Annotated in this window: 19 protein-coding genes and 1 other annotated feature; of the genes, 3 read left to right on the top strand and 16 right to left on the bottom strand. The window is 48.7% G+C overall.

Annotation, left to right across the window (positions count from 1 at the left end; translation table 11 throughout):
- Window positions 1-165: 165 nt before the first annotated feature.
- The 13 genes from BLR06_RS12160 to BLR06_RS12095 form a co-directional block, all read right to left on the bottom strand.
- Entirely contained in the window at window positions 166-753 is a 588-nt protein-coding gene (locus BLR06_RS12160) for a Yip1 family protein (protein ID WP_092073551.1), read from the bottom strand.
- A gap of 8 nt (window positions 754-761) precedes the next feature.
- Window positions 762-1691, bottom strand: coding sequence for a signal peptide peptidase SppA (gene sppA, locus BLR06_RS12155; protein ID WP_092073548.1), 930 nt, complete (start codon window positions 1689-1691; stop codon window positions 762-764).
- Between the two features lie 124 nt (window positions 1692-1815).
- The gene (locus BLR06_RS12150; RefSeq protein ID WP_092073545.1) at window positions 1816-3423 is read right to left on the bottom strand and encodes a CTP synthase; all 1608 of its coding nucleotides are present in this window, start codon (window positions 3421-3423) and stop codon (window positions 1816-1818) included.
- A 135-nt stretch (window positions 3424-3558) separates the two neighbouring features.
- The gene (rpoE, locus tag BLR06_RS12145; protein ID WP_092073542.1) at window positions 3559-3924 is read right to left on the bottom strand and encodes a DNA-directed RNA polymerase subunit delta; all 366 of its coding nucleotides are present in this window, start codon (window positions 3922-3924) and stop codon (window positions 3559-3561) included.
- A gap of 130 nt (window positions 3925-4054) precedes the next feature.
- Window positions 4055-5716 carry an arginine--tRNA ligase gene (argS, locus tag BLR06_RS12140; RefSeq protein ID WP_092073539.1) on the bottom strand — a complete coding sequence of 554 codons (1662 nt, stop codon included), beginning with the start codon at window positions 5714-5716 and terminating at the stop codon, window positions 4055-4057.
- A 29-nt stretch (window positions 5717-5745) separates the two neighbouring features.
- Window positions 5746-6189, bottom strand: coding sequence for a YwiB family protein (locus BLR06_RS12135; protein ID WP_173812747.1), 444 nt, complete (start codon window positions 6187-6189; stop codon window positions 5746-5748).
- A gap of 252 nt (window positions 6190-6441) precedes the next feature.
- Entirely contained in the window at window positions 6442-7308 is an 867-nt protein-coding gene (locus BLR06_RS20255; protein WP_092073533.1) for a methyl-accepting chemotaxis protein, read from the bottom strand.
- A 375-nt stretch (window positions 7309-7683) separates the two neighbouring features.
- Window positions 7684-8184, bottom strand: coding sequence for a hypothetical protein (locus BLR06_RS12125; protein ID WP_092073531.1), 501 nt, complete (start codon window positions 8182-8184; stop codon window positions 7684-7686).
- 72 nt (window positions 8185-8256) lie between these two features.
- Window positions 8257-9276: a SpoIID/LytB domain-containing protein gene (locus tag BLR06_RS12120; protein WP_092073528.1), complete on the bottom strand. Its 1020-nt coding sequence runs from the start codon at window positions 9274-9276 to the stop codon at window positions 8257-8259.
- A 177-nt stretch (window positions 9277-9453) separates the two neighbouring features.
- On the bottom strand, window positions 9454-10728 hold the full coding sequence (gene larA, locus BLR06_RS12115; RefSeq protein WP_092073525.1) for a nickel-dependent lactate racemase: 1275 nt from the start codon (window positions 10726-10728) through the stop codon (window positions 9454-9456).
- Window positions 10729-10971: 243 nt separating this feature from the next.
- Window positions 10972-11847 carry a DUF2156 domain-containing protein gene (locus tag BLR06_RS12110; RefSeq protein ID WP_218039509.1) on the bottom strand — a complete coding sequence of 292 codons (876 nt, stop codon included), beginning with the start codon at window positions 11845-11847 and terminating at the stop codon, window positions 10972-10974.
- Between the two features lie 432 nt (window positions 11848-12279).
- On the bottom strand, window positions 12280-13635 hold the full coding sequence (locus BLR06_RS12100; RefSeq protein ID WP_245698135.1) for a sodium-dependent transporter: 1356 nt from the start codon (window positions 13633-13635) through the stop codon (window positions 12280-12282).
- A 326-nt stretch (window positions 13636-13961) separates the two neighbouring features.
- A complete protein-coding gene (locus BLR06_RS12095; RefSeq protein ID WP_092073516.1) occupies window positions 13962-17729 on the bottom strand; it encodes a phosphoribosylformylglycinamidine synthase in 3768 nt (1255 codons plus the stop codon).
- Window positions 17730-17823: 94 nt separating this feature from the next.
- Between BLR06_RS12095 and BLR06_RS12090 the strand changes: the two genes are divergently transcribed.
- Window positions 17824-18714: a LysR family transcriptional regulator gene (locus tag BLR06_RS12090; protein WP_092073513.1), complete on the top strand. Its 891-nt coding sequence runs from the start codon at window positions 17824-17826 to the stop codon at window positions 18712-18714.
- Here the strand turns inward: BLR06_RS12090 and speD are convergent, their stop codons facing one another.
- Both speD and BLR06_RS12080 read right to left on the bottom strand, forming a co-directional pair.
- Window positions 18715-19515, bottom strand: a complete 801-nt coding sequence (gene speD, locus BLR06_RS12085; protein ID WP_092073510.1) for an adenosylmethionine decarboxylase — start codon at window positions 19513-19515, stop codon at window positions 18715-18717. It lies immediately after the preceding gene.
- Window positions 19516-19666: 151 nt separating this feature from the next.
- Window positions 19667-20137, bottom strand: coding sequence for a NanQ anomerase/TabA/YiaL family protein (locus BLR06_RS12080; protein WP_173812749.1), 471 nt, complete (start codon window positions 20135-20137; stop codon window positions 19667-19669).
- Window positions 20138-20241: 104 nt separating this feature from the next.
- Window positions 20242-20452, top strand: a binding site (T-box leader).
- Window positions 20453-20519: 67 nt separating this feature from the next.
- Here BLR06_RS12080 and BLR06_RS12075 point away from each other — a divergent pair.
- Both BLR06_RS12075 and BLR06_RS12070 read left to right on the top strand, forming a co-directional pair.
- Window positions 20520-20999 carry an Lrp/AsnC family transcriptional regulator gene (locus BLR06_RS12075; protein WP_092073504.1) on the top strand — a complete coding sequence of 160 codons (480 nt, stop codon included), beginning with the start codon at window positions 20520-20522 and terminating at the stop codon, window positions 20997-20999.
- Window positions 20996-22201, top strand: coding sequence for an aminotransferase class I/II-fold pyridoxal phosphate-dependent enzyme (locus BLR06_RS12070; RefSeq protein ID WP_092073501.1), 1206 nt, complete (start codon window positions 20996-20998; stop codon window positions 22199-22201). Before BLR06_RS12075 ends, BLR06_RS12070 begins: the two co-directional genes overlap by 4 nt.
- Window positions 22202-22363: 162 nt before the next feature.
- Here the strand turns inward: BLR06_RS12070 and BLR06_RS12065 are convergent, their stop codons facing one another.
- Window positions 22364-22726, bottom strand: a complete 363-nt coding sequence (locus BLR06_RS12065; RefSeq protein ID WP_092073498.1) for a P-II family nitrogen regulator — start codon at window positions 22724-22726, stop codon at window positions 22364-22366.
- Window positions 22727-22779: the final 53 nt, after the last annotated feature.

Raw genomic sequence — 22779 nt, 5'->3', positions numbered from 1 at the left:
AGAGTAAAATCTTCGATCCCGCCGTCCCGGCCTGTCAGCCAGTTCGACAGGTTGCCGGTCATTGGCGGCCGGCCAACCAGCCCTGCCCCCTTTTCAGCGAACCGCCCCGGCGCGGCCGCCGGATAGCAGCTATTGCTTAATGATCAGCCCGGCATACCTTCCGGCTTAGCCTGCCAGGCCCAGCGGCCATTGGATCAGCGCCGCCCCGGCAAAAAAAGTAATGATGACCGCGCTTGCAATCAACACCAGGAGCGGAGTTAAAAAAACCAACAACGCTTTGGCCCCGGAGATTTCGTGAACAACGCTAATTGCCAAAACCTCCAGATACAGCGTCCATAACGCAACCGCCAGCCCGGTAAGCACCATAAAGAACGGAACAAGCGGATCAGGCAGCAGTGTGGCCAGCACCCATAAAGGTACGATAAAGGTTCGGGGAAAATGAGCGAAGCCAAAGGCTGTCAGCAGACTTACCGCCGAGCCGCGCCCGCCCAAGAGTTCCGCGCATAAGTGCCATACAGCCGTCCCTGCCAGCCAGGCAAGCAGGCTGACAAGCGCCTGAAATACCATGATTAAACTTAAAGAGCCTGTACTCCCGGCAGCCTGCAGCCCCAGGTGTATTGCCCACATGGGAATAATGACGCTAAACAAAAAAACAATCAGCGCTGCCGCTACTTTTTTCTCCGCTGCAATTCTGCCCAGGGCCGACCGGGGATGAAACAGCACATCATAGATATCGTCTAATATTGTTCCCATATAACCACCTACCATTTTATCGGAATAGCCAGCGGGGCAGTCATTGGCAATTGATTTTCCGTCAGGTTTAACAACACTTTATCAATCAGTTCCAGCTTACTGCCGACCCCAAGCAGCATCTGCCACGGACCGCTTTTGCCAAATTCCTTAAGCACCGGTTTGCCTTTAATGCCGGCAAGCTGCGCTGTTCCGTCAATTGCGTCATACATGTTGCCAAGTTCGTCCACCAACCCCAGCTCTTTAGCCTGATTGCCGGTATAAATACGCCCGTCGGCCAACTGGCGAACGCGCTCAGGTTCCATTTTGCGGCCTTCAGACACAATAACGACAAACTGGTTATACATATCGTCAACCATCGTTTGAATAATAGCCCGTTCTTCAACGGTCATCGGACGCTCCGGCGACAGTATGTCTTTATGCGGACCGCTTTTTATCTTTTCCTGCCTGACGCCAATTTTTTCATACAACTCTTCCCAGTTCGTATAAGGCATGTAAACGCCGATACTGCCGGTCAAGGTCGAGGGATTGGCATAAATTTTATCGGAACAAGCTGCCAGCCAGTAGCCGCCGGACGCCGCCACATCGCCCATTGAAGTAACCACGAGCTTGCCGCCCGCCCGGATTTTTTTAATTTCCTCACCCACTTCCTGAGAAGCCGGAGCGCTGCCGCCCGGACTGTTGATACGCAAAAGGATGGCTTTGACACTTTTGTCATCCCGCGCCTCATGCAATTGCCTGATTAAATAGTCGGTCCCGCCTGATTCGGCAAGCAGACTGCTTTGACCGCGCCCGCCGATAATAACGCCGTCAATATAGATAACAGCTATCTTATCCGTATCTCCATCCCGCCGCTTCATGCCGGAACCGGTAAAAGCCAGTACCCCCAGTGAAATAATAATTACTACAGCCAGGATAAAAACCACAGTCTTCTTGTGCATATACAACCTCCTTTTTATTTGTAGCTATATTTTGCCCCGCCAGAGCAATAAAACTACTCAAAATTCATTGCAAGATCGATGGATTTAAAAAGAAAACTGTTGGATTGTCCAACAGTAATAAATACTACTTTTTATTGATCAGCGCAGCTTTGACGAAATCTCTGAATAAGGGGTGCGGGTTGGTCGGACGCGATTTGAACTCAGGATGAAATTGTGTGCCGACAAACCACGGATGGTCTTTTACTTCGACAATTTCCACCAACCGTCCATTGGGCAGAGTGCCCCCGATCATCAGACCGCATTGTTCCAAGGTATCCCGGTAGGCATTATTAAACTCAAACCTGTGCCGATGACGTTCATAGATGATTTCCGCCTGATAGGCCTTACAGGTCAGTGTTCCCTCGGCCACCTTACAGGGATAAACGCCCAGCCGCATGGTCCCTCCTTTGGCTTCGATCGCCACTTGATCAGGCATAAGATCAATCACCGGATGCGGCGTATCCGGATTAAACTCAGTGCTGTGCGCATCGGCCAGCCGGCAGACATTGCGGGCAAACTCAATGACCGCGCATTGCATACCCAAACACAGCCCGAAAAATGGTATCCCGTTTTCCCGGGCATATTGAATCGCCTTAATTTTGCCCTCAACACCGCGATCGCCAAAACCGCCCGGCACCAAAATGCCGTCAACATCACCAAAATAATCGGCAAGCTGAATACCGGCGGCTTCAATCTCTTCAGAGTTGATCCACTTAATATGAATGGCCGTTTCATTGGCGATGCCGGCATGACGCAGTGACTCGGTAACACTCATATAGGCATCCTGCAAGGCGACATATTTCCCAACTACAGCGATGGTAACCAGATGGGAAGGACAGACAATCTTATCGACCATCTCCCGCCAGGCAGCCATATCGGCCTCTCCAACATCAAGGCGTAATTTTTCCAGTACGATCCGATCCAGTCCTTCGTCCTGCATCATCAGCGGAACCTGGTAAATGCTGGCCGCATTTTTATTTTGAATCACGGCATTGACATCAATGTCGCAAAATAAAGCCAGCTTGTCCCGCATGTCCGCAGAAATCTCATGTTCGGTACGACAAACAATAATATCAGGATGGATGCCAATGCTGCGCAGCTCTTTTACACTATGCTGGGTCGGCTTGGTTTTCAGTTCACCGGCGGCTGAAATATACGGCACAAGGGTTACATGGATATATAGGACATCATCGCGGCCAACTTCTTTTTTCACCTGGCGAATCGCCTCTAAAAACGGCAGACTCTCAATATCGCCGACAGTTCCGCCAATTTCGGTAATGACAATATCGGCGCTGTCCTCTTTCGCGACCTGGTAAACCCGCGCCTTGATCTCATTGGTGATGTGGGGAATTACCTGAACGGTACTGCCCAGGTAGTCGCCCTTGCGCTCTTTGTTAATGACTGACCAATAGATCTTGCCGGCAGTAACATTTGAACTTTTGCTTAAATTTATATCAATAAATCGCTCATAATGACCTAAATCCAGATCGGTCTCGGCGCCGTCTTCGGTGACAAATACTTCCCCGTGCTGGTATGGGCTCATTGTTCCTGGATCAATATTGATATAAGGGTCAAATTTCTGAATGGTAACCTTTAGGCCGCGGCTTTTGAGCAGCCTTCCCAAAGAGGCCGCCGTAATGCCTTTACCAAGTGAAGAAACAACCCCCCCGGTAACAAAAATATACTTTGCCATAAATATCCTCCTAAATTGCGCTTACCGTACTAACCAGCAGGCTGACTGACTTTTTTTGCAACTGCCGGTTGTTCAGTATTTCATCTCAAAAATACGCCAATAATTGTATCCCTTTTTACCGGGTAATGTCAAGGATTATTCAGCCTCGCCTGTTTCACTTGCCGCCGCGACATAATCCTGCTGAATTTCTTCTAAGAGCCGTTCCCGCCGCTTGGTTGTCGGCACGTCAGTTGTTGTAGAATCCTCGCCACTGGCCCGGCGGCTGCTTTGCGGCGACCAGTCCGCCAGCCCCCACATGCCCTTCCCCAGATGAGAAAACCGGCTGTCCATATTAATTTGGGTATGAATTTCGGAAATGGCGTGAGCAGCTGAATGAACGGGTCTGGCCTTTATTGCTAAAACCTGATTGATCAGTTCGCGAAAATATATGGCTTCACCGGATTCCTTCAAAATTTGATAGGCTATATCCACTTCCGCAGTTTGCTTGATATCTGACATCATTATCCCCTCCGTGATACTAAATAATGCTCATCCAGTTATGCCGCCAACGCAGCAAAAACGATAAAAACGGATAAGCTTCACTCTATTCTACTGGTAATATTCACCATACGGGCAAATTCACCTTTTCCGGCTACATCTTTTCCGGCGCCGTAATGCCCAGAATGGTCAAGGCATGCCGGATGGTATTTTGAACTGCCGTAACCAAAGCCAGCCTGGCAACAGCCAGTTCAGGCTCGACGCCGACAATCCGGCACTGATTGTAAAAAGCATGGAATAAGCCGGCCAGCTCGTAAACATAGCGAGCCACCCGGTGCGGCGCCCGCTCCAGCGCCGCATAGGATATTTCGTCCGGATATTCTCCCATTTTTTTTATCAGATCAATTTCAGGCGGGGCCGCTAAAACACGAAAGTCACAGCCGGACCACCGCCGGTCGATCCCGGCCTCGTCAGCCTGACGGAATATGCTGGCAATCCGGGCATGAGCATACTGGATGTAGTACACCGGGTTTTCATTGGAGCGGGCTTTGGCTAAATCCAGATCAAAATCAAGCTGGCTGTCAATGGAACGCATAATAAAGAAAAATCTGGCGGCATCACAGCCAACCTCTTCGATAAGTTCAGTAAGCGTTACGCTTTGCCCGGTCCGTTTAGACATTTTGACCAGCTCTCCGTCCCGGTACAGGCTTACCATTTGCAGTACCAGAACCTCCAGCATGGCGGCGTCATATCCCAATGCCGCCAGCGCAGCCTTGACCCGGCAAATATAGCCATGATGATCAGCGCCCCAAATATTAATCAGCGATCCAAAGCCCCGTTCGGCTTTATTGCGATGATAGGCAATATCTGCAGCCAGATAGGTTGGAACGCCATTTTCCCGGATTACCACCCGGTCCTTATCATCGCCATAGGCAGTTGATTTCAGCCATAATGCCCCATCCTGTTCATAGATGCTGCCATTATCCTTTAACAACTGGCAGGTTTCACTGATCGCGCCGCTTTGGTGTAAAGTGCGTTCACTGAACCATGCATCAAATTCTACATTAAACGCCTGCAAATCTTCTTTAAGAGCTGCCAGTTTTTCCTTCAGCGCCAATTCTTTAAATGCCGCCAGGCGCTCGTCGGCGGACATTTTTAGATATATATCGCCCTCATGATCAATAATGCGCTGCGCTGTATCAATGATATCCCGGCCATGATAGCCATCTGCCGGAAATTCGGCAGGCTGACCCAATAACGCTAAATAGCGGGCATTGACTGACGCTGCCAGATGATCAATTTGATTGCCGGCGTCGTTGATATAATACTCCCGCTCAACCTCATAACCGGCCGCTTTCAGCAAGTTGGCCAGGGCGCTTCCGACAGCGGCGCCCCGCCCGTGTCCGACATGCAGCGGACCGGTAGGATTAGCGCTGACAAACTCAATCTGAACTCGCTTGCCTGCCCCGGCTGTTGTATTGCCATACTCTCTGCCGTCAGCTAAAATCGCAGCCAGGGACTGATACAACCAGTCTGCTTTCAAATAAAAATTGATAAAACCAGGTCCGGCAATCTCCGCTTTGTCAAGCCAGCTCTCATGCAGCCTCAGTACAATAGCGTCGGCAATTGCCCGCGGTTTGGTACGGGCAGCCCGCGCAGCCTGCAAGGCGAAATTGGTGGCATAATCACCGAATTCCTTCTGAGGCGGTACTTCCAATACTATTTCCGGCAGTTCATCAGCACTAAAAGCCCCGTCAGCAATAGCCTGCCGCGCGGCTTTCATGACAGCGTTATGTAATAATTCCTTAATATCCAAAATACGTTCCTCCTGGTTGCATCTTTTTGTCAATTAATGGCTCTGCAAACATTGTTATCGGCGCACACTTTAATATACAGATGATTGGCGCTCTGCCACTGACCATCTACCATCAGATCGTAACTAATATCAATCGTACCTGAGACCGCGCCAAAACATATATCTAAATTGTTTGTTAGAATCGTCAAAGTCATATCGCCATAAGGTGTGCGGTACAAACTGGAATTGGTTTCCCGCCGCTTAAATTTCTGCGTATGCTCCACCCGGCCCTTGCGAACCAGGGTTACACAATCGCCGCCAACCTTTAAGAGCGTATCTGTTCCGTCCATTCCGTAGGACTGGCTGTCATGATACGTGATATAATTGATGCCGTTCTTAAGCTGCCGCCGCCCTACCGTAACCAATTCAATGCGATTCTCTTCGCCATAAACATCTGTTTGGACGCCCACCACCGAAACTATAACTTTATTCATTGGGAATCTCCTCTGCAACATGAATATATTATAGCGTAATGCTTAAGCATTGCCAACTATCTAAACTGAAACTTAAGCCGCCGCCTCTGGTAATATTTTCCCGGTAATAAAAAGCCGTAGCGCCGCTGTCCGTGCGTTCCGGACAAACGGCGCCTCTTAAGGAAAAACTGTTATCCAGCTCTCCACTGATATTTTATGCGGAAAATAAGGGAAAAATTCAGTTTAATTTGGTATTGATCAGACGAAAATATCCTATTTTTTATTAAACATACTCACAAGCTCCGCAGTCGAAGACTGCACTGAGTCCACCCTGCCAAGAATATCCTGCATTGCTCTGGCCTGGTCATTGGTAATCCGGGCGGACTGATTGATCCCATCAATGACCTTTTGAATCGCAGTTTGAATTTCCTGTAAAATAACATTGATTTTTTCGGTTGCATCAGCACTGTTTTGCGCCAGTTTCTGCATTTCCTGAGCCACAACCGCAAAGCCCCGGCCATGGCTGCCCGCCCTGGCCGCCTCAATTGACGCATTAAGGCTAAGTAATTTTGTCTGTGTGGCAATGCCCCGGCTCATATCCAGAATTTTACCGGTGTCCTTAACCTTTTGCGCCGATTCGTTAGATACGGTAACTACATCATCCGTAGTTGACGCAAGTTCCTCGGACGAGGCTGATATTTCCTGTACAGCCGCGGCAGCCTGCCGGACATTCTCCGATACCAGCTCCACGACTCTGGCTACCGCCTGCTTTTGCATATCTTCTTTGATCCGGTAGCCAACAATGGTTGCCGCTAACTGCGTGAGCGGCTTGACGACCTCGACCGAGCCGGTGATACCAAACGTGCCAACCCGCGCTCCGTCAATGACGATAACACAGCTGTAGCCTTCCCGGACCTGAGGGTTTTGCAGCGCTTCTTCAGCGGAAACCGCATACTCATCCGTCAGTCCCTGCAGGATCTTCCGTGCTCCGCTATGTACGGCTCCAAGCCTGGTTCCGCCTACCGTATCCGCAATCACTGTACCGGAATCATCGCAAATAATCATTGGATAACCGGTTTTACCGGCAACAAACTTTACAATTTCCGCTGCTAAATTGGGGCTAATCGTATATTCAGCCATACCCGTCCCCTCACTTTAACCCTATTCTTTTGTAATTTGCTTCGACATATCCCGCCAAAGTCCTGCCCTGATCTGAATTTTACTGCCCGGACCGGAAAGTAAACCGCAGGGGCAGACGCAGCACGCAACGCGCGCAAGCAAACGTAAGACGGCAACCCGTCAGCAGCCGAAAGCCGGCTTTGGTTACACGCCTGAACACACGGAGCAGGTTCTTGTGTGCAAACAAGAACCTGCTCCGTGTGTTTAGGCGCGCCGTTTTAGGCTTTTATGAAAAAACGTTTTGCGGCACGCCGGTTATATGGATGAGGTGTTTTAAAAAACTGCCTCTCCACTGCTAAACTATGCACCAGACAGGCAAATCTTGCCGGTTATTCCTTAGTAGCCAATGATCAGCAGACTGTCAATATAACTGAATATCCGTTCGATTTTACTGAGGCGTTTGACGGTATTATTATAAAATTCACTGCTGCTTTGCTGTCCCTGCCGTACGACCGGCACTAACAGAACGCCATGCCTGATTACCGACGATTCGGCAAACTTACAAATATTCTTCCAGATATTATTAATTTCACCCTTTTCCACTTCTACGGCGATTTGCAAATCCTGGTGAAAAAAATCAACTTCAAAATTCAAACCGCGTCTAAATAACGCTTCACACTGACGATTGGTAACTGAATGCATAAACCCCAGCCGGCGCATATCATTTACAATGACCTTTTCCGCCTCAACACTTTTCCGGAACGGTGTATTGCGGATTTCAGTCAGCTGACTGCTATTATTGATCACAACCTGGCAGAGCTGATGCTCATTCGGATTAACCTGCATTCTATATAAATACTGGCGCGGCGGATATACCGGCGGTACAGTATGCGGCATAAGCGCTCCTTCCTGGCAACTAGCAAAGCATTCATTACTGAATGCTTTGCCTGAAAACAGTATTGGCATTTTTTATTGATATAGCTTAACAACTTCGGCATCTGTATAGTAATGCGTCAATATTTCCTGAAAATCTTTCCCCTGCTTGGCAAAAGTATAAGCGCCCCATTGGCACAGCCCTACGCCATTGCCCCACCCCAGGCCTTTAAACGTAAAGTCTTTGCCGTCATAAATCATGTCGGTAATCAAGGTTGATTTTAAGCGGTCAAAGCCAACCGCTTTGCGGAACTCAGCTCCATAGACCTTCTGGCTGCCGGCGCCAATATAAAGAATCCGGCCGGAAGGACCCTTTTCCAGGATTTTTATATCGCCGGGCCGGCCATTGTAGCCAACCGCCGCCGCTACTTCAGTCCCGGGAATTTTGACCGTCCAGGATTTGATATTATCAGGCGCATAGGCGAAACAGTTATCCTTTACCGGTTGAAAATATGGCGCCGGGTGAGGAATCTCTTTGGGAAAGCTCTCCTCTTTGGTAGCGGCAATCTGACCATTACACGAACTATAAATTGCATTTACCAAACCACCGCCATAAAGCAGGATTTGTCCTCTGGTGCGCCGGACTGCTTCCCGGACATTATCATTGACTTTCTCCGGGGCAAAGGCCTGCAATTCTTCTTTTGCTGTACTGACGTCAGCGTTATGCAGCCGCCTGATTGTTCCCGCCTCAATGGCATTAACGGTCAAAGTCCGTGAAGCTATCGCCTGTGCTGCCAGTGCCTCGACCGGCCACTCCGGCTGCATTTCCTGAGCGATTACTCCCTCAATATATTTTTCCATCGACATGCTTTCAATGGTTCCTTTATCGGCCCGCCACACTGTAACGGTTGGCTCTGCTTTATATTTTCCGACGTCAAACTGCGGCACGCCCGGGATTGGTTCCACCGTTTTACCCGGCGTCTGCGGAGCCTGCTCCATCGGCGCCGGCGGCGCGGGCTTGGGGGCAGGAGGCCGTAATAAGGCATAAGCTCCCGCAACGGCTAGGACAAGGATCACCGCGATAATTGCATAATTAACATTTTTATTCTTTAGCATACACTCCCACCTCGGTATTATTATGGTGATTAAATTGGTTTTTATACAGGGCCAGTGCATGAACTGCTGAAAAAAGACTGCTTCAGCAAATTCCGCAGAATTACACTGAGCAGCCTTATGGTGGATTAAGCAATCCCATTTTAAATCAGAAAACTCCGCCGCCAAAGGGCAGGAAGCTTACCGTACAATGACCGAAACCCCGTCCGGTATAACAGTATAGCGGGCATCCGCTCCGGCGATGTGCTCGGCCAGGGCGATGGCTTCAGGCAGGGTTTTGGCCACTTTCATCTTCATATCGGTAATCAGCTTGGGATCGCACTCATCCGATACCATAATTACCGTATGTTTAAGCAGTACCCGCGCCAAAATTTGAGCCTCCCATTGATCGGCAATGGTGTTTTCGGGTTCAATCGCCATAATTTTATCCATGACCGCCTGGGCATCTTTGGCCTCAGTAAACCAGCGATAGAAGGCCTCGCCGCCATGCCCGTCATTACACGCCGCACAGATGATAATGACGCCGCCCGGCTTGCAGCTTGCCTCAGCGGCGGTCATTCCTTTTACGGCCTGATAAATATTCTGATCCAGCGGATAGCCCCCATTAGAAGTAATGACGATATCCGCCGGTTTAGCGCTCACCCGGGCCAATTCCCCGGCAAACCCGGTTCCGGCCAGATGAGCCTGTTCAACATCACCGGCATAGGCTTTGATAATTTTTTTGTCAGCATCAATAATCACATTGACAATAAAGGCCAGCTTGGCTGTTTTTGCCGCATACAGCATATCAATATGAATCGGATTGCCTTCCAGAATCCCGGTTCTGGCGTTTTCATGAACGATAAACCGGGAGTTGTGATTGGCCAGCACAGTTACTTTACTTACAACTCCAGGCAGTACGCTCTTTCGTCCACCAGAGAAGCCGGCAAAAAAGTGAGGTTCAATAAAGCCTTCCGAAATTAACAAATCGGCCTCTACAGCCAGCTTATTAATAACAATATCCCCGCCTGAAGGTAATTTCCCAATGTTGACCATAATATCAGGATCAAACGCATTATGAACAACTATTTTTTCATTGGCAACAATTTCCTCACCAAATTTGCTGATCAATTCTTCTTTGGTTGTTAAGCGGTGAAACCCGGTCGCAATTAAAAAGGTGATATCCGCGTGCGGATTGCCGGCCCGGATTTCGGCCAGCATTACGGGCGCCATAATTTTACTGGGAACCGGCCTGGTGTGGTCACTGGCAATAATCACTATTTTGCTTTTATCTTTTGCCAAATCTCTCAGCCGGGCCGAACCAATTGGGTTTTCCAGGGCTTGCTGTACCAGCTCACGCTCGCCGGCCTCAGGGTGATAGTGATGTGATTTGGATTCCAGCACTCCTTCCAGCTTACTGTCCGGAATAGCAGCGATCAGATGACCTTTGCCGTAGGGAATTTTAATGTCAGCCATTTAAAGCTCTCCTTTATGTCATTTTATATACAAAACTCACCTTACAACGGTTGCAGCATTTATCTTACATAGTACTGATAAAAGTATTTTACCCCAAAAGTCTGAAATCCTTTTTAAAAAAGTAAGTTAAAATATTAATTTAAAAAATTCACCCTATTGCGCCTATAAATCAAACAAACCTGTGCAATGCTCTTTTTGCCGTAACGAGCATTGCACAGGTTATTCCATGCGGTGTATTGGTTACTATTTGCCTTTTTGGGTAATGATATATTTCTCCACCATTTTAACAGGATGATAACTTTGTTTGGCTTTTCTCAAACCGGGAATGCCCATATCCTCTTCCCGGTTGATATACGCCAGATGGCTCCAGCTGTTTTTACAAAACTCCTGATTAATGGCGGCATATGCTCCCTTAATCTCCGGATTGGCTTTTTCAACATGAATTACGGCAGTGTCCGTATTGAGCTGTTCTCCGAAACTAAAGGCCTCGACCTTACCGTCAATGACAATGATCCCGCCGGTAAGCTGCAGCAGTTCAAAATTGTTCAGAATTTCAATAATTGCATTTTTTTCGGCCAATAGCATCGGGTCTTTATAACAGCCGTGTTTTCTACACCATTCGATAATATTATCAATACATTGCGGAATTAACTCCTGCGTCAGCGGCAAATATTGATAATTGCTGTAGTTTTTGCGAAAGCTGTTTACATGATTTTTCTTAGAATGATAGCTGCGCCCTTTTAAATCAATTAAGTCCTGCACCCGGTAAACATAGTCATAATTATCCCGGTCACTGCTGATGATAAACTTGCCGGGCATCATTTGCTCAATGATTGCGGCCGGCCCGGCTTCCACCCCGCTCATGACAAGCGGAAAATCAAGTTTCCGAAAATATTCCAGCCATTTTCCCATCGCCTTCCCCAATTGCTGCTGCGGTCCGAACGGCTGCAAAACATATTTCTGGTCGCCCCAGGCGGCCCGGGCATATAAAAAGTCTTCTTCAATAGCCCACTCTATTTGATAGGCATTTCGCCACATAAACAGATTGGTAAAATTGAAATGGGCGTTTTCGTAATATTGTTGACGGAAAAACTCGTCAAAGACGGGTTTATCCTGCAACTGAATCTGTCGGAACTTAATAATAATCCCTCCCGTGAACCTATTCCACACACTAAGCTAAATTATACCAGCTAATCGGCCTGTGAACAAACAAATGGCAAAAAGACGTATAATTGCGTAATTTATTAATTTTCAGTCAATAACAGAATTTGACGCTGCTCACTGTAATACAGTAATTAGGTTATGCAGTTGCTTTGTTATATTATACGTTTATTATGGTAATGTTGCTATGGTTATGAAAAGAACTTTCCGCCTTGTCCCGGCTACAGCGGCCGGAGCGCCAAAACCCGGGACGGCCCCTGCTTGCCAGTTGGAGTTGGCAAACAGGGGCCGCCCCGGTTGGCAAGAGCTGCCACCGGTAAAGGCGACGGCCCTTTCAGGCGCTTTGCAGTATTGCGCCGCCCGCTATCGGCGGCCCGAAAAAAATGCCGGCTAGCCGATCACACCAACTGCATGCAAAAATACGACAACCAATAAAACCGGCGTTACATACCGCAGGGTAAAATAATAGCAGTTAAAAAGCCCGCCCAGCTTGAGATGTCCATCATTGGACAGCTCCCGCAGGATATCTTCTTTCCGGACAACATGACCGATAAAGACGGCGGTCAACAGCCCGCCCAAAGGCATCAGGATATTAGAAGACAGATAATCGAACCAGTCAAAGAAGCCCCGGTCCAAAAGTGTGTAAGCACCCAGCAGGCTGCTTTTATCCACGGATAATGTGGCTAGAATGCCAATGGCCGCAATCAGCCCGGCGTTCAAAACAGCGGCCTTAGGCCTGGACATTTTGCGTTCCTCGGTGAAATAAGCCAGGGGAACTTCTAATAATGACAACATTGCGGTAGTTGCCGCAATTGAGGTCAAAAAGAAAAAGGCCACCAGCAGCACATTACCGAAAGGTATTTGGGAAAACACCAGTGGAATGGTCATAAATAACAAACCAGGCCCGGCGCTGGGCTCCAGCCCGAACGAAAACACCGTTGGAAAAATGGCAAGGCCGGCCAATAACGAGACCAGCGTATCCGACAAAGCCACTTTGGCCGCAGTGGCGTATAAATTATTATTCGCAGTAAAGTAACTGCTATAGGTGATCATTGTCCCCATAGCCAGCGACAATTTAAAGAAAGCCAGCCCCAAGGCCGTTAAAACCCCGGTTGCCGTCAATTTTCCAAAATCGACCTGCAGCAAAAAATCAATTCCCGCACTCGCGCCCGGCAAAGTCAAAGCCCGGATGTCGCACACCAGAATCAGGATAAACAATAGCGGCATCAAGGTCTTGGTAATCTTTTCAATTCCGTCTCGCACGCCCATCACCAGAATTGCAGCCACCACCGCCATAACGACAAACTGCCAGATGATTGGCGCCGCCGGCCCCAGCACAACTTCACTGAATTGCAATTGCGCCGAAGCCATCGTAATGCCGTCAAAATCACCTTTAACGGCCTTAAAGAGATAAAAATAAACCCAGCCGGCAACACAGCTGTAAAAAAGCATAATCAGATAAGAGGATAATATACCCATGATACCGATACACTGCCAGGCGGCGCCAGGGCGCAGGGCCTGTAAAGCGCCAACCGCATTTTTCCTGGTTTTACGGCCGATATAAAATTCACTAATCATAATCGGCAAGCCGACAAATGCAATGCACAGCAAATAAACCGCCAGAAAAGCGCCGCCGCCGTATTGTCCGGTAAGGTAGGGAAACTTCCAGATGTTGCCCAGACCTACCGTTGAACCGAGGGTAGCCAAAAATACCGCCAGCCCTGAAGAAAAAGTTTCTCTTTTCACTATTCCAACTCCTGATATACAGATTACTTTGGGTCTGAATTGCCCGTTTCGGCATTAGAAAACCCGGCTTGCGCCCAGCCTGGGGCCAAAGCTCAAGCGCTGCTTGCACTTTGCATATCAGAAGCTACCCCTTCTGAACCGTACAATAAAAAACTGCCTGCCCTGAGTAGACCTCACAGGACAAGCAGTTTAATTCCAGCCGGAGCCAGTGCGGCAAACCCCTGCATTGTCAGGGATTTGCCATATCAGGGCAATTTTGCTTGTTTGTAGTCCGTGTACATCCTACCAAACCCGCGTCCGCCTGTCAAGTACACGAAGCAAGCGTTTTAACCAAAATAATCGATGCCGGCGGCAAAAATTTGCTGATCTTTATTGCCCGGAACATTTATGCCAAGATTTGCACCTACCCTTTCGGAATGCCCCATTTTCCCCAAAACCCGGCCATCCGGGCTGGTAATACCCTCAACCGCCTGCATTGAGCCATTGGGGTTATGAGGAATAGCCATCGCAGGCCTGCCGGAAAAATCAACATACTGGGTGGCAATCTGACCATTCTGCGCCAGTTTGTCCAGCATTGCCGCATTGGCGACAAACCGTCCCTCGCCATGGGAAACGGCAATGGTATGAATGTCGCCAACCTTTACATGATTAAACCAGGGGGATTGATTCGATACAATCCGGGTTTGTACCATGCAGGAGACATGACGTCCAAGGCTGTTATGCGTAAGGGTAGGAGTGTCGGCGGTCAGATCGGTGATTTCGCCATAAGGTACCAGTCCCAGTTTAATTAAGGCCTGGAAGCCGTTGCAGATGCCCAGCATTAACCCGTCCCGCTGCCGCAGGAGCTGCATGACCGCCGCCTTGATCCGCGAATTACGGAACATCGCTGCAATAAACTTACCGGACCCGTCCGGCTCATCGCCGGCGCTAAACCCGCCGGGCAGCATAACAATCTGGGCATTTTCAATCCCTTGGGCAATGGCCTCAATAGATTGCTCTACCGCCTTCGGCGTCAGATTTCTGATCACCAGCGTGTCAACCTGGCCACCGGCCCTGGCGAAAGCCTGGGCTGAATCATATTCACAATTTGTGCCGGGAAAAACCGGAATAAACACCCGGGGCTTAGCATAGCGAACGGCAGCTTTCCGCGAACCGGCAGTATCATACGGCTGGAAGTTTATTTTGCTTTCTTCCCCGGCGGTTTGCGTCGGAAAAATCTTTTCCAGAGGTTGTTCCCATACTTGCTGGGCCTGATCCAGGCCAATGGCTATCCCGTTAACTTCTATCACGTAGTCCTGCTGGGTTACGCCAAGCACTTGAAAAGCAACATCCTCAAAAACACTTTCCGGTTCGGTCGCCGGAGCCAGTTCTAATACCAGCGAACCGTAATCAGCGGAAAATAAAGCTTCAGCCTTGGCATTTTCCGTCATTTTAAGACCGATTTTATTGCCAAAGGCCATTTTGCTTACGGCAGCGGCAATTCCGCCGTTACGCACACTATTGGCGGCTAAAACCCGGCCGGCCTTGATCAGCTTGGTAACCTGGGAAAAATTGCGGCGCAAGGCCTCAAAATCAGGCATTTCATATTCATCCCGCAGCGCCGGCACTATCACCACGGTATTGCCGGGCGCTTTAAACTCAGGCGAAATTACGGCATTCGCATTTACCACATTGACGGCAAAAGCGACCAGGGTGGGGGGCACACTGATGTCCTTAAACGTGCCTGACATGCTGTCCTTGCCGCCAATGGCCGGAATGCCCAATTCCAGTTGGGCGTATAAAGCGCCCAATAGCGCACTGAACGGTTTGCCCCATTTGGCGGCATCCTGGCCCAGTTTCTCAAAATACTCCTGCAACGTTAGCCGGATGGTGGAATAGTCTCCCCCCAGCGCCACAATTTTCGCCGCAGCCTCAACCACTGCGTACAGCGCACCGTGAAAAGGACTCCATTTGGCCAGCGCCGGATTATAGCCGTACGTCATGGCAGTGGCCGTATCGGTTTTGCCGGTAAGCACCGGCAGTTTAGCCACCATCCCCTCGCTGGGCGTAAGTTGATATTTGCCGCCAAACGGCATTAAGACCGTACCGGCGCCGACGGTGCTGTCAAACATTTCGCCAAGCCCTTTCTGGCTGCAAACATTCAACTGCTGCAAATTCTCCAGCCAGCGGCCGGCAAGATGGTCCGCCTCCCAGCCGGGAGTGGCGGTAAAAAACCTGTCAGCGGCGGCCGGAGCCTGCACGCTGACCGCCGTGGACTGCAAAACGCCATTGGTATTAAGAAAATCCCGGCTGATATCTACAATGGCCTTGCCCCGCCAGAACATCTGCAGACGGTTGCAGTCGGTTACCTCGGCTACCACCGTAGCTTCAAGGTTCTCGGCATCGGCATAACGGATAAACGCCTGGGCGTCTGCTGCGCTGACGACAACCGCCATCCGTTCCTGAGATTCGGAAATTGCCAGTTCTGTACCGTCAAGACCTTCATATTTTTTCAAAACCTTGTCCAAATCAATCCTAACCCCGTCGGTAAGCTCGCCAATGGCTACGGAAACTCCGCCTGCGCCGAAATCATTGCAGCGCTTAATCAGTTTGCTTACTTCGGCATGACGAAATAAACGCTGAATCTTCCGTTCGGTTGGCGCGTTGCCTTTCTGGACTTCCGCGCCGCAATTAAACAGTGATTCCTCGGTATGTTCCTTGGAAGAGCCGGTTGCTCCGCCGCAGCCGTCACGGCCGGTCCGGCCGCCAACCAACAGGACCGCATCCCCCCTGACCGGTACGCCCCGGACGACATTTCCCCTGGGAGCAGCCGCAATTACAGCGCCAATCTCCATACGCTTAGCCATAAAATCCTCGTCATATAGTTCGGTAACCTGCCCGGTAGCCAAACCGATTTGATTGCCATAAGAACTATATCCGGCTGCGGCGCCTGTCGTAATTTTCTTTTGCGGCAATTTACCCGGTAAGGTATCCTGAACCGGGCGGCGCGGATCAGCACTGCCGGTTACCCGCATGGCCTGGTAAACATAAGAACGGCCGGACAAAGGATCGCGAATTGCCCCGCCCAGGCAGGTGGCGGCACCGCCAAAGGGTTCAATTTCCGTAGGATGATTATGCGTTTCATTCTTAAACATAACCAGCCATTCTTCCGGATACCCGTCCACATCAACCGTGACGGCAATACTGCAGGCATTGATTTCTTCCGATTCGTCCAAATCGGCCAGCAGACCGCGTTTCTTCATTTCCTTCATCCCGATGGTTGCAATATCCATAAGTGATATATCGCGGTCCTTATCGCCATAAACATATTTCCTGGCATCAAGAAACCTTGCATAGGCCTTGGCAATCGGCTCAACAAAATAACCGCTTTCAAACCTGACCGTATCCACCCTGGTGAAAAAGGTCGTATGACGGCAATGATCCGACCAGTAAGTATCAATGACCTTTATTTCGGTTATGGTCGGGTCACGCTGTTCGGTATCCCTGAAATAGCTTTGACAAAATACCAAATCATTGTAACTCATAGCCAGGCCGGCTTCAGCCATAAAAGATTCCAACTCCCGGCCTGTTTTATGGATAAATCCGGTCAGCGCCGCCACATCGGCCGGGTCTTCAGACATCATCCTCAGTGTTGCCGGTTTATCAAGACAGGCTTCGCGGCACTCTACCGCGTTGATGCAATAGTTTTTAATCCGGTTAAACTCCTCGGCCGTGATTGTCCCAGTTAAGACAATCACCTTTGCCGTAACAATTACCGGGCGGTCCTGCTGCGTTAAAATTTGAATACACTGGGCAGCCGAATCGGCGGTCTGATCGTATTGACCCGGTAAAAACTCCATGGCAAATACCAGATCGGACGAAGCAGCCGGCAGCACCTCGTCATATACCTCATCAACCGTCGGTTCGGAAAAAACCGTACTGCGGGCTTGCAAATATTCAGCTTCGTTAATTCCTTCAATATCGTAGCGATTGACCAGCCGCACCGCGGTTAATCCGCTTATGCCCAGACTTTCTTTCAAATCGGCATACAAAGCCTGCGCCGGGATATTAAAACCCGGACGTTTTTCCACATAAATTCTTTTTACACTGCTCATATGAACCGCCCCCTAACCTTTACAACTATCATTGTAATATATTATTATTAATAATAATAATTAATAATTCTAATCTATTTCATTAGGAGCACTTATGAATAATATCAATTTTGAACTGTATAAAGTTTTTTATTATGTTGCCGGTAAACTAAGTTTTTCAGCCGCAGCCAACAGCCTGTACATTTCACAGTCGGCAGTCAGTCAGTCAATTAAGCAATTGGAGGAGCAGCTTGGCAGTAAATTGTTTTTCCGCAATACCAAGCAGGTCAAGCTTACCAAATCCGGGGAATTGCTGTTTAGCCATGTCGAACAGGCTTTTAACTTTCTTAAAACCGGCGAACGCAGTATTGCCGAGCTGCAGGCCCTGCAGCTCGGCGAATTGAAAATTGGCGCCAGCGACACGATCTGCAAATACTTCCTGCTGCCTTATCTTAAGCAATTTCATCAGCTTTATCCAAAAATCAAAATTAATATTACCAACCGGCCTTCGCCGGTATGCGCGGAATTACTGCGCAAAGGCCTGGTTGACATCAGCATTATAAATTTACCGAATGCCAGGCCGGATAAAGACCTGACAATCAGCCGCCTGCAGGCAGTCCACGATGTATTCATCGCCGGGCCTAAATACAGCCATTTGCAGCAGCAAGTGCTTGAACTCCGGCAATTGAGCGGTTATCCGCTGTTAATGCTGGAACGAAATTCAACAACCCGGTTGTTTTTTGACCAATATCTGCAGCAGCATAATCTCAGGATCACACCTGAGATTGAGCTGGACAGCGTTGATATTATGATCGAATTGGTGAAAATCGGCCTGGGTATTTCCTTTATCGCCAGGGAATACCTGCAAAAAGAACTGGCAGACAATGAGGTCGTCCTCCTAAACGTAAATGAGCCGATACCTTCACGCTATTTAGGAGTAGTCACGCATGCCAGTCTGCCAGTTCCTGTCGCCGCCCAAAAATTCATGGAACTATTGGTGCAATAATTAAACTTTAACCCGGGGAATATTGCGGCCGTAAAATATTTCCGACATTTCCTTTTTGAGCCGCTGTTTGATTTTTTTCTTTTCGCCTGTCAGTAATTCTTTCTTGGCTGTACCGAACAAGTAATTGTCTAAATCAAATTCTTTGAGAATCATTTTGGTGTGGAAAATATTTTCCTGATAAACATTAACATCAATCATTTGATACAATTGACGAATATTGGGCGCAATATAATTTTGCACCGAATTGATTTTATGATCAATGAAAAACTTTTTGCCGTTTACATCACGGGTAAAACCGCGAACCCGGTAGTCTACAATGGCAATATCCGAGCTAAAGGATTTGATCAGGTAATTCAGCGCTTTCAGGGGCGAAATGTGACCACAGGTAGAAACATCAATATCGGCCCGGAAAGTACTGATGCCCTTGTCAGGATGACTCTCCGGATAAGTATGAACAGTGATATGGCTTTTGTCCAAATGACAGACCACGGCTTCTGACTCAGGCTCCGCCGGCGCTTTGACCACTAGCGGTTCTTCGGATATCAGCATGGTTACACTGGCGCCCTGCGGATCATAATCCTGCTTGGCGATATTTAAAATATTGGCCCCGATAATATTGGCGACTTCTGTTAAAATATTGGTAAGGCGGTCGGCATTATACTCTTCGTCTATATACTCTATATATGCCTGACGATGCTCGGGCGTCTTGGCATAGCAAATGTCATACATATTAAAACTTAAGGATTTGGTCAGATTGTTAAATCCGTAAAGCTTGAGTTTTTTGATTTCTCTAATATTCATCTCATCCACCTTACTACTGTATTTAAAATGCAGGGGTTAGCCGGTATATCCGATTTGATATTCTACAGTTAATGACAAATCCCTGCTAAATTTGCAGGCTTCCAAATATTTTCGGGGAGCCTTTGCCCGGCAAGCACCGGAGATTGACTGCTTACACCAAATCAAGAGCGATTTTCAGCACAACTTTTTTTACCTCGGCCTGATGATCGCCGCTGCAGCCGGGGCGGTGTATATCCCAGGGAAATATGACTGCGTAAGCGCCTGAGGATAAGTGAATAAAGGATTCACCGGCTACCGTTTTATAATAAACCGCATCCTTTTGGGGCGTACAGTCTTCAAGTATCTCCTGTGCATCGCTGCGCGGCGCGTAGCCCAGCAATTCCTCGCCTGCCGCAACAAATTGCACGTCAATATACTTTACATGAGTTTCCGCTTTACAGTTTTCCCAGGGCTGCGGCGTATATTTTGAAACAATCGCCAATATTTTGTCGCCGTCAATCGGGTACCGGCCTTCGGCCAGACTGCCGAAATCGGTTTCCGCCAGATATTTTACTCCTTTTTGGACAGCCTCCGGCAGAAAAGGCAGTTCATTACTTAGATTATGCAAATTACCAATGATCATGCTAATCATCCCTTCTTGTTTTATTTACTTATTTTTGACAGGTTGATAGGATTATAGTTGCAAACAGGTTTTGTCCTATGCTATTATTTAAACAAATAAATAGCAAATAGGCAATGACAGGAAAAGTATAGGTGCTGTTTTTCCACAGAGAGCCGGAATCTGCTGTGAACCGGCGTTGAACGCATTTAGAAAGCCCTCCTTAAGCCGCAGGCTGAAAGTCCCAGTAAGCCTGACCGTCTTGCCCCGCGTTAACGGGTTAAAGTGAGCCGTATGGCTAAACAAGGTGGTACCGCGGGAACAGTTCTCGTCCTTTCAACAGGATGAGAACTGTTTTATTTTTCCATACTATACCTTAGATCATCAACAGATTGGAGTGTTCATTATGAAGCAATTATTGGAATTACTGGAAAGAGACGCCAAACGGCCAATTGCCGAGCTGGCGGTAATGCTCGACCGGTCCCCGCAAGAAGTGGCGGCCGAAATCAAGGCCCTGGAAGAAGAAAAAATAATTATTAAATATCATACCATTATTAATTGGGAAAAAACCGGCACTCATACTGTTACCGCCATGATTGAGGTAAAAATTACACCCCAGCGCGAAGTTGGTTTTGACGCCCTGGCTGAACGCATTTACCGCTTCCCGGAAGTACGCAGCGTTTATCTTATGTCCGGCGCTTACGATCTGCTGGTTATGCTGGAAGGTCAGTCCCTAAAAGAAATTGCCAGTTTTGTTTCAACCAAGCTGGCGACCATTGACGGCGTCATCGGCACAACTACCCATTTTATGCTGAAAGCCTATAAGGAGTCTGGAATTATTATTGAAGATCGGGAAGAGGATCGCCGCCTGGTGGTGACGCCATGAGCTGGGCAGACCGTATTTCACCGGCCGTCCGTTCCATTCCGCCTTCAGGCATTAGAAGATTCTTTGATATTGCAGCCGAAATGAAAGGAGTAATTTCGCTGGGTGTCGGAGAGCCGGACTTTATTACTCCCTGGCATATCAGAGAGAGCTGCGTTTATGGACTGGAGCGCGGCTATACCTCCTATACCGCCAATCATGGCCTGTTGGAACTCCGGGAAGAAATTGCCAAAACAACGGACCGCGACTATAACGTCCGCTATGAGCCGAACCGCGAAATCCTTATTACTGTTGGCGTTAGCGAAGCCCTGGATCTGGCCTTAAGAGCAGTTTTATCGCCCGGCGACGAAGCCCTTGTGCCTGAGCCCTGCTATGTATCCTATAAAGCCTGCGTTACCTTGGCGGGCGGCGTTCCAGTACCGGTGCCAACGGTTATGGAAAACCAGTTCCGGGTGACGGTTGAGCAGCTGGAACAGTTGGTTACCCCCCGTACCAAGGTTTTGTTGATCGGATACCCCAACAACCCCACCGGCGCAATTATGCCCAGAGAAGAACTGCTCCGCATTGCGGGGTTTGCCAAAAAACATGATCTCATTGTAATTTCAGACGAAATATACGCCAACCTTACCTATGATGCTGAACATACCTGCTTTGCATCACTGCCTGAAATGAGGGACCGCACAATTTTGCTCAATGGGTTTTCCAAAGCCTATGCCATGACCGGCTGGCGCATCGGCTACGCTATGGGCAACGCTGATTTTATTGCCGCCATGACCAAAATCCATCAATACACCATGCTGTGCGCCCCCATTACCGCACAAGTTGCAGCAGTGGAAGCGCTCCGTCACGGGCAGGACACCATGAAGAAAATGGTAGCCGAATATGACTGCCGCCGTCGCCTGATGCTGGATGGATTATGTAATATGGGACTTAGCTGCTTTGAACCAAAAGGCGCTTTTTACATCTTCCCCTCCATTAAAAATACCGGACTGAAATCGCTGGAGTTTGCCGAGGAACTGCTCAAAGCGGAAAAAGTCGCGCTTGTGCCTGGTGATGCGTTTGGCGAAAGCGGTCAGGGTTACATCCGCTGTTCTTATGCAACCTCGATGGCCAACCTGAACAAAGCGCTGGAGCGAATCGGCCGCTTTATCGACAAGCGGCTAAACAGACGGGAAGAGCTGCAGCCGAAACCACCGCAGGCTTAATTATCACGCAAAGGGGTGTCTCTAAATGCAACCGCATTTAGAGACACCCCTTTGCTATATTGGGCTCAAACCGTTACGGGCTGAATCACGACAAAAACGCCGGCAAATAAAACTCCGGGAAACCTTGGGCTCTGTCAAGCCCCGGCTTCCCGGAAAATATAATTATGCTTTAGGATCGATAATGGCAATATCGCCTTCTTCACCGGTACGAATCCGCACTGCATTTTCAATAGGATAAACAAATATTTTCCCGTCACCGATTTGACCGGTTTTAAGTACACGTTGGGCTGTTTCAAGAACTTTTTCCACCGGGATTTCGCAGACAACGGTTTCCACTTTGACCTTTGGCAGTAAATTAATGGTATATTCAGTTCCCCGGTAAACCTCCGTATGGCCTTTTTGCAAGCCGCAGCCATATACCTGACTGACAGTCATTCCGGCAACGCCAATTGAATTTAATGCCTCTTTAAGCTCTTCAAGTTTGCCTGGTCTGGTAATAATCTCAATCTTAGTCATTTTTTTCATAACCAGTCCTCCTTCGCTCCCGTAACCGAATCTTTCTTTATGCTAAACCTGCT

Origin of the sequence: Dendrosporobacter quercicolus (genome assembly GCF_900104455.1) — a bacterium.
Taxonomy (GTDB): domain Bacteria; phylum Bacillota; class Negativicutes; order DSM-1736; family Dendrosporobacteraceae; genus Dendrosporobacter; species Dendrosporobacter quercicolus.
This window is presented reverse-complemented; position numbering and strand designations above follow the sequence as displayed.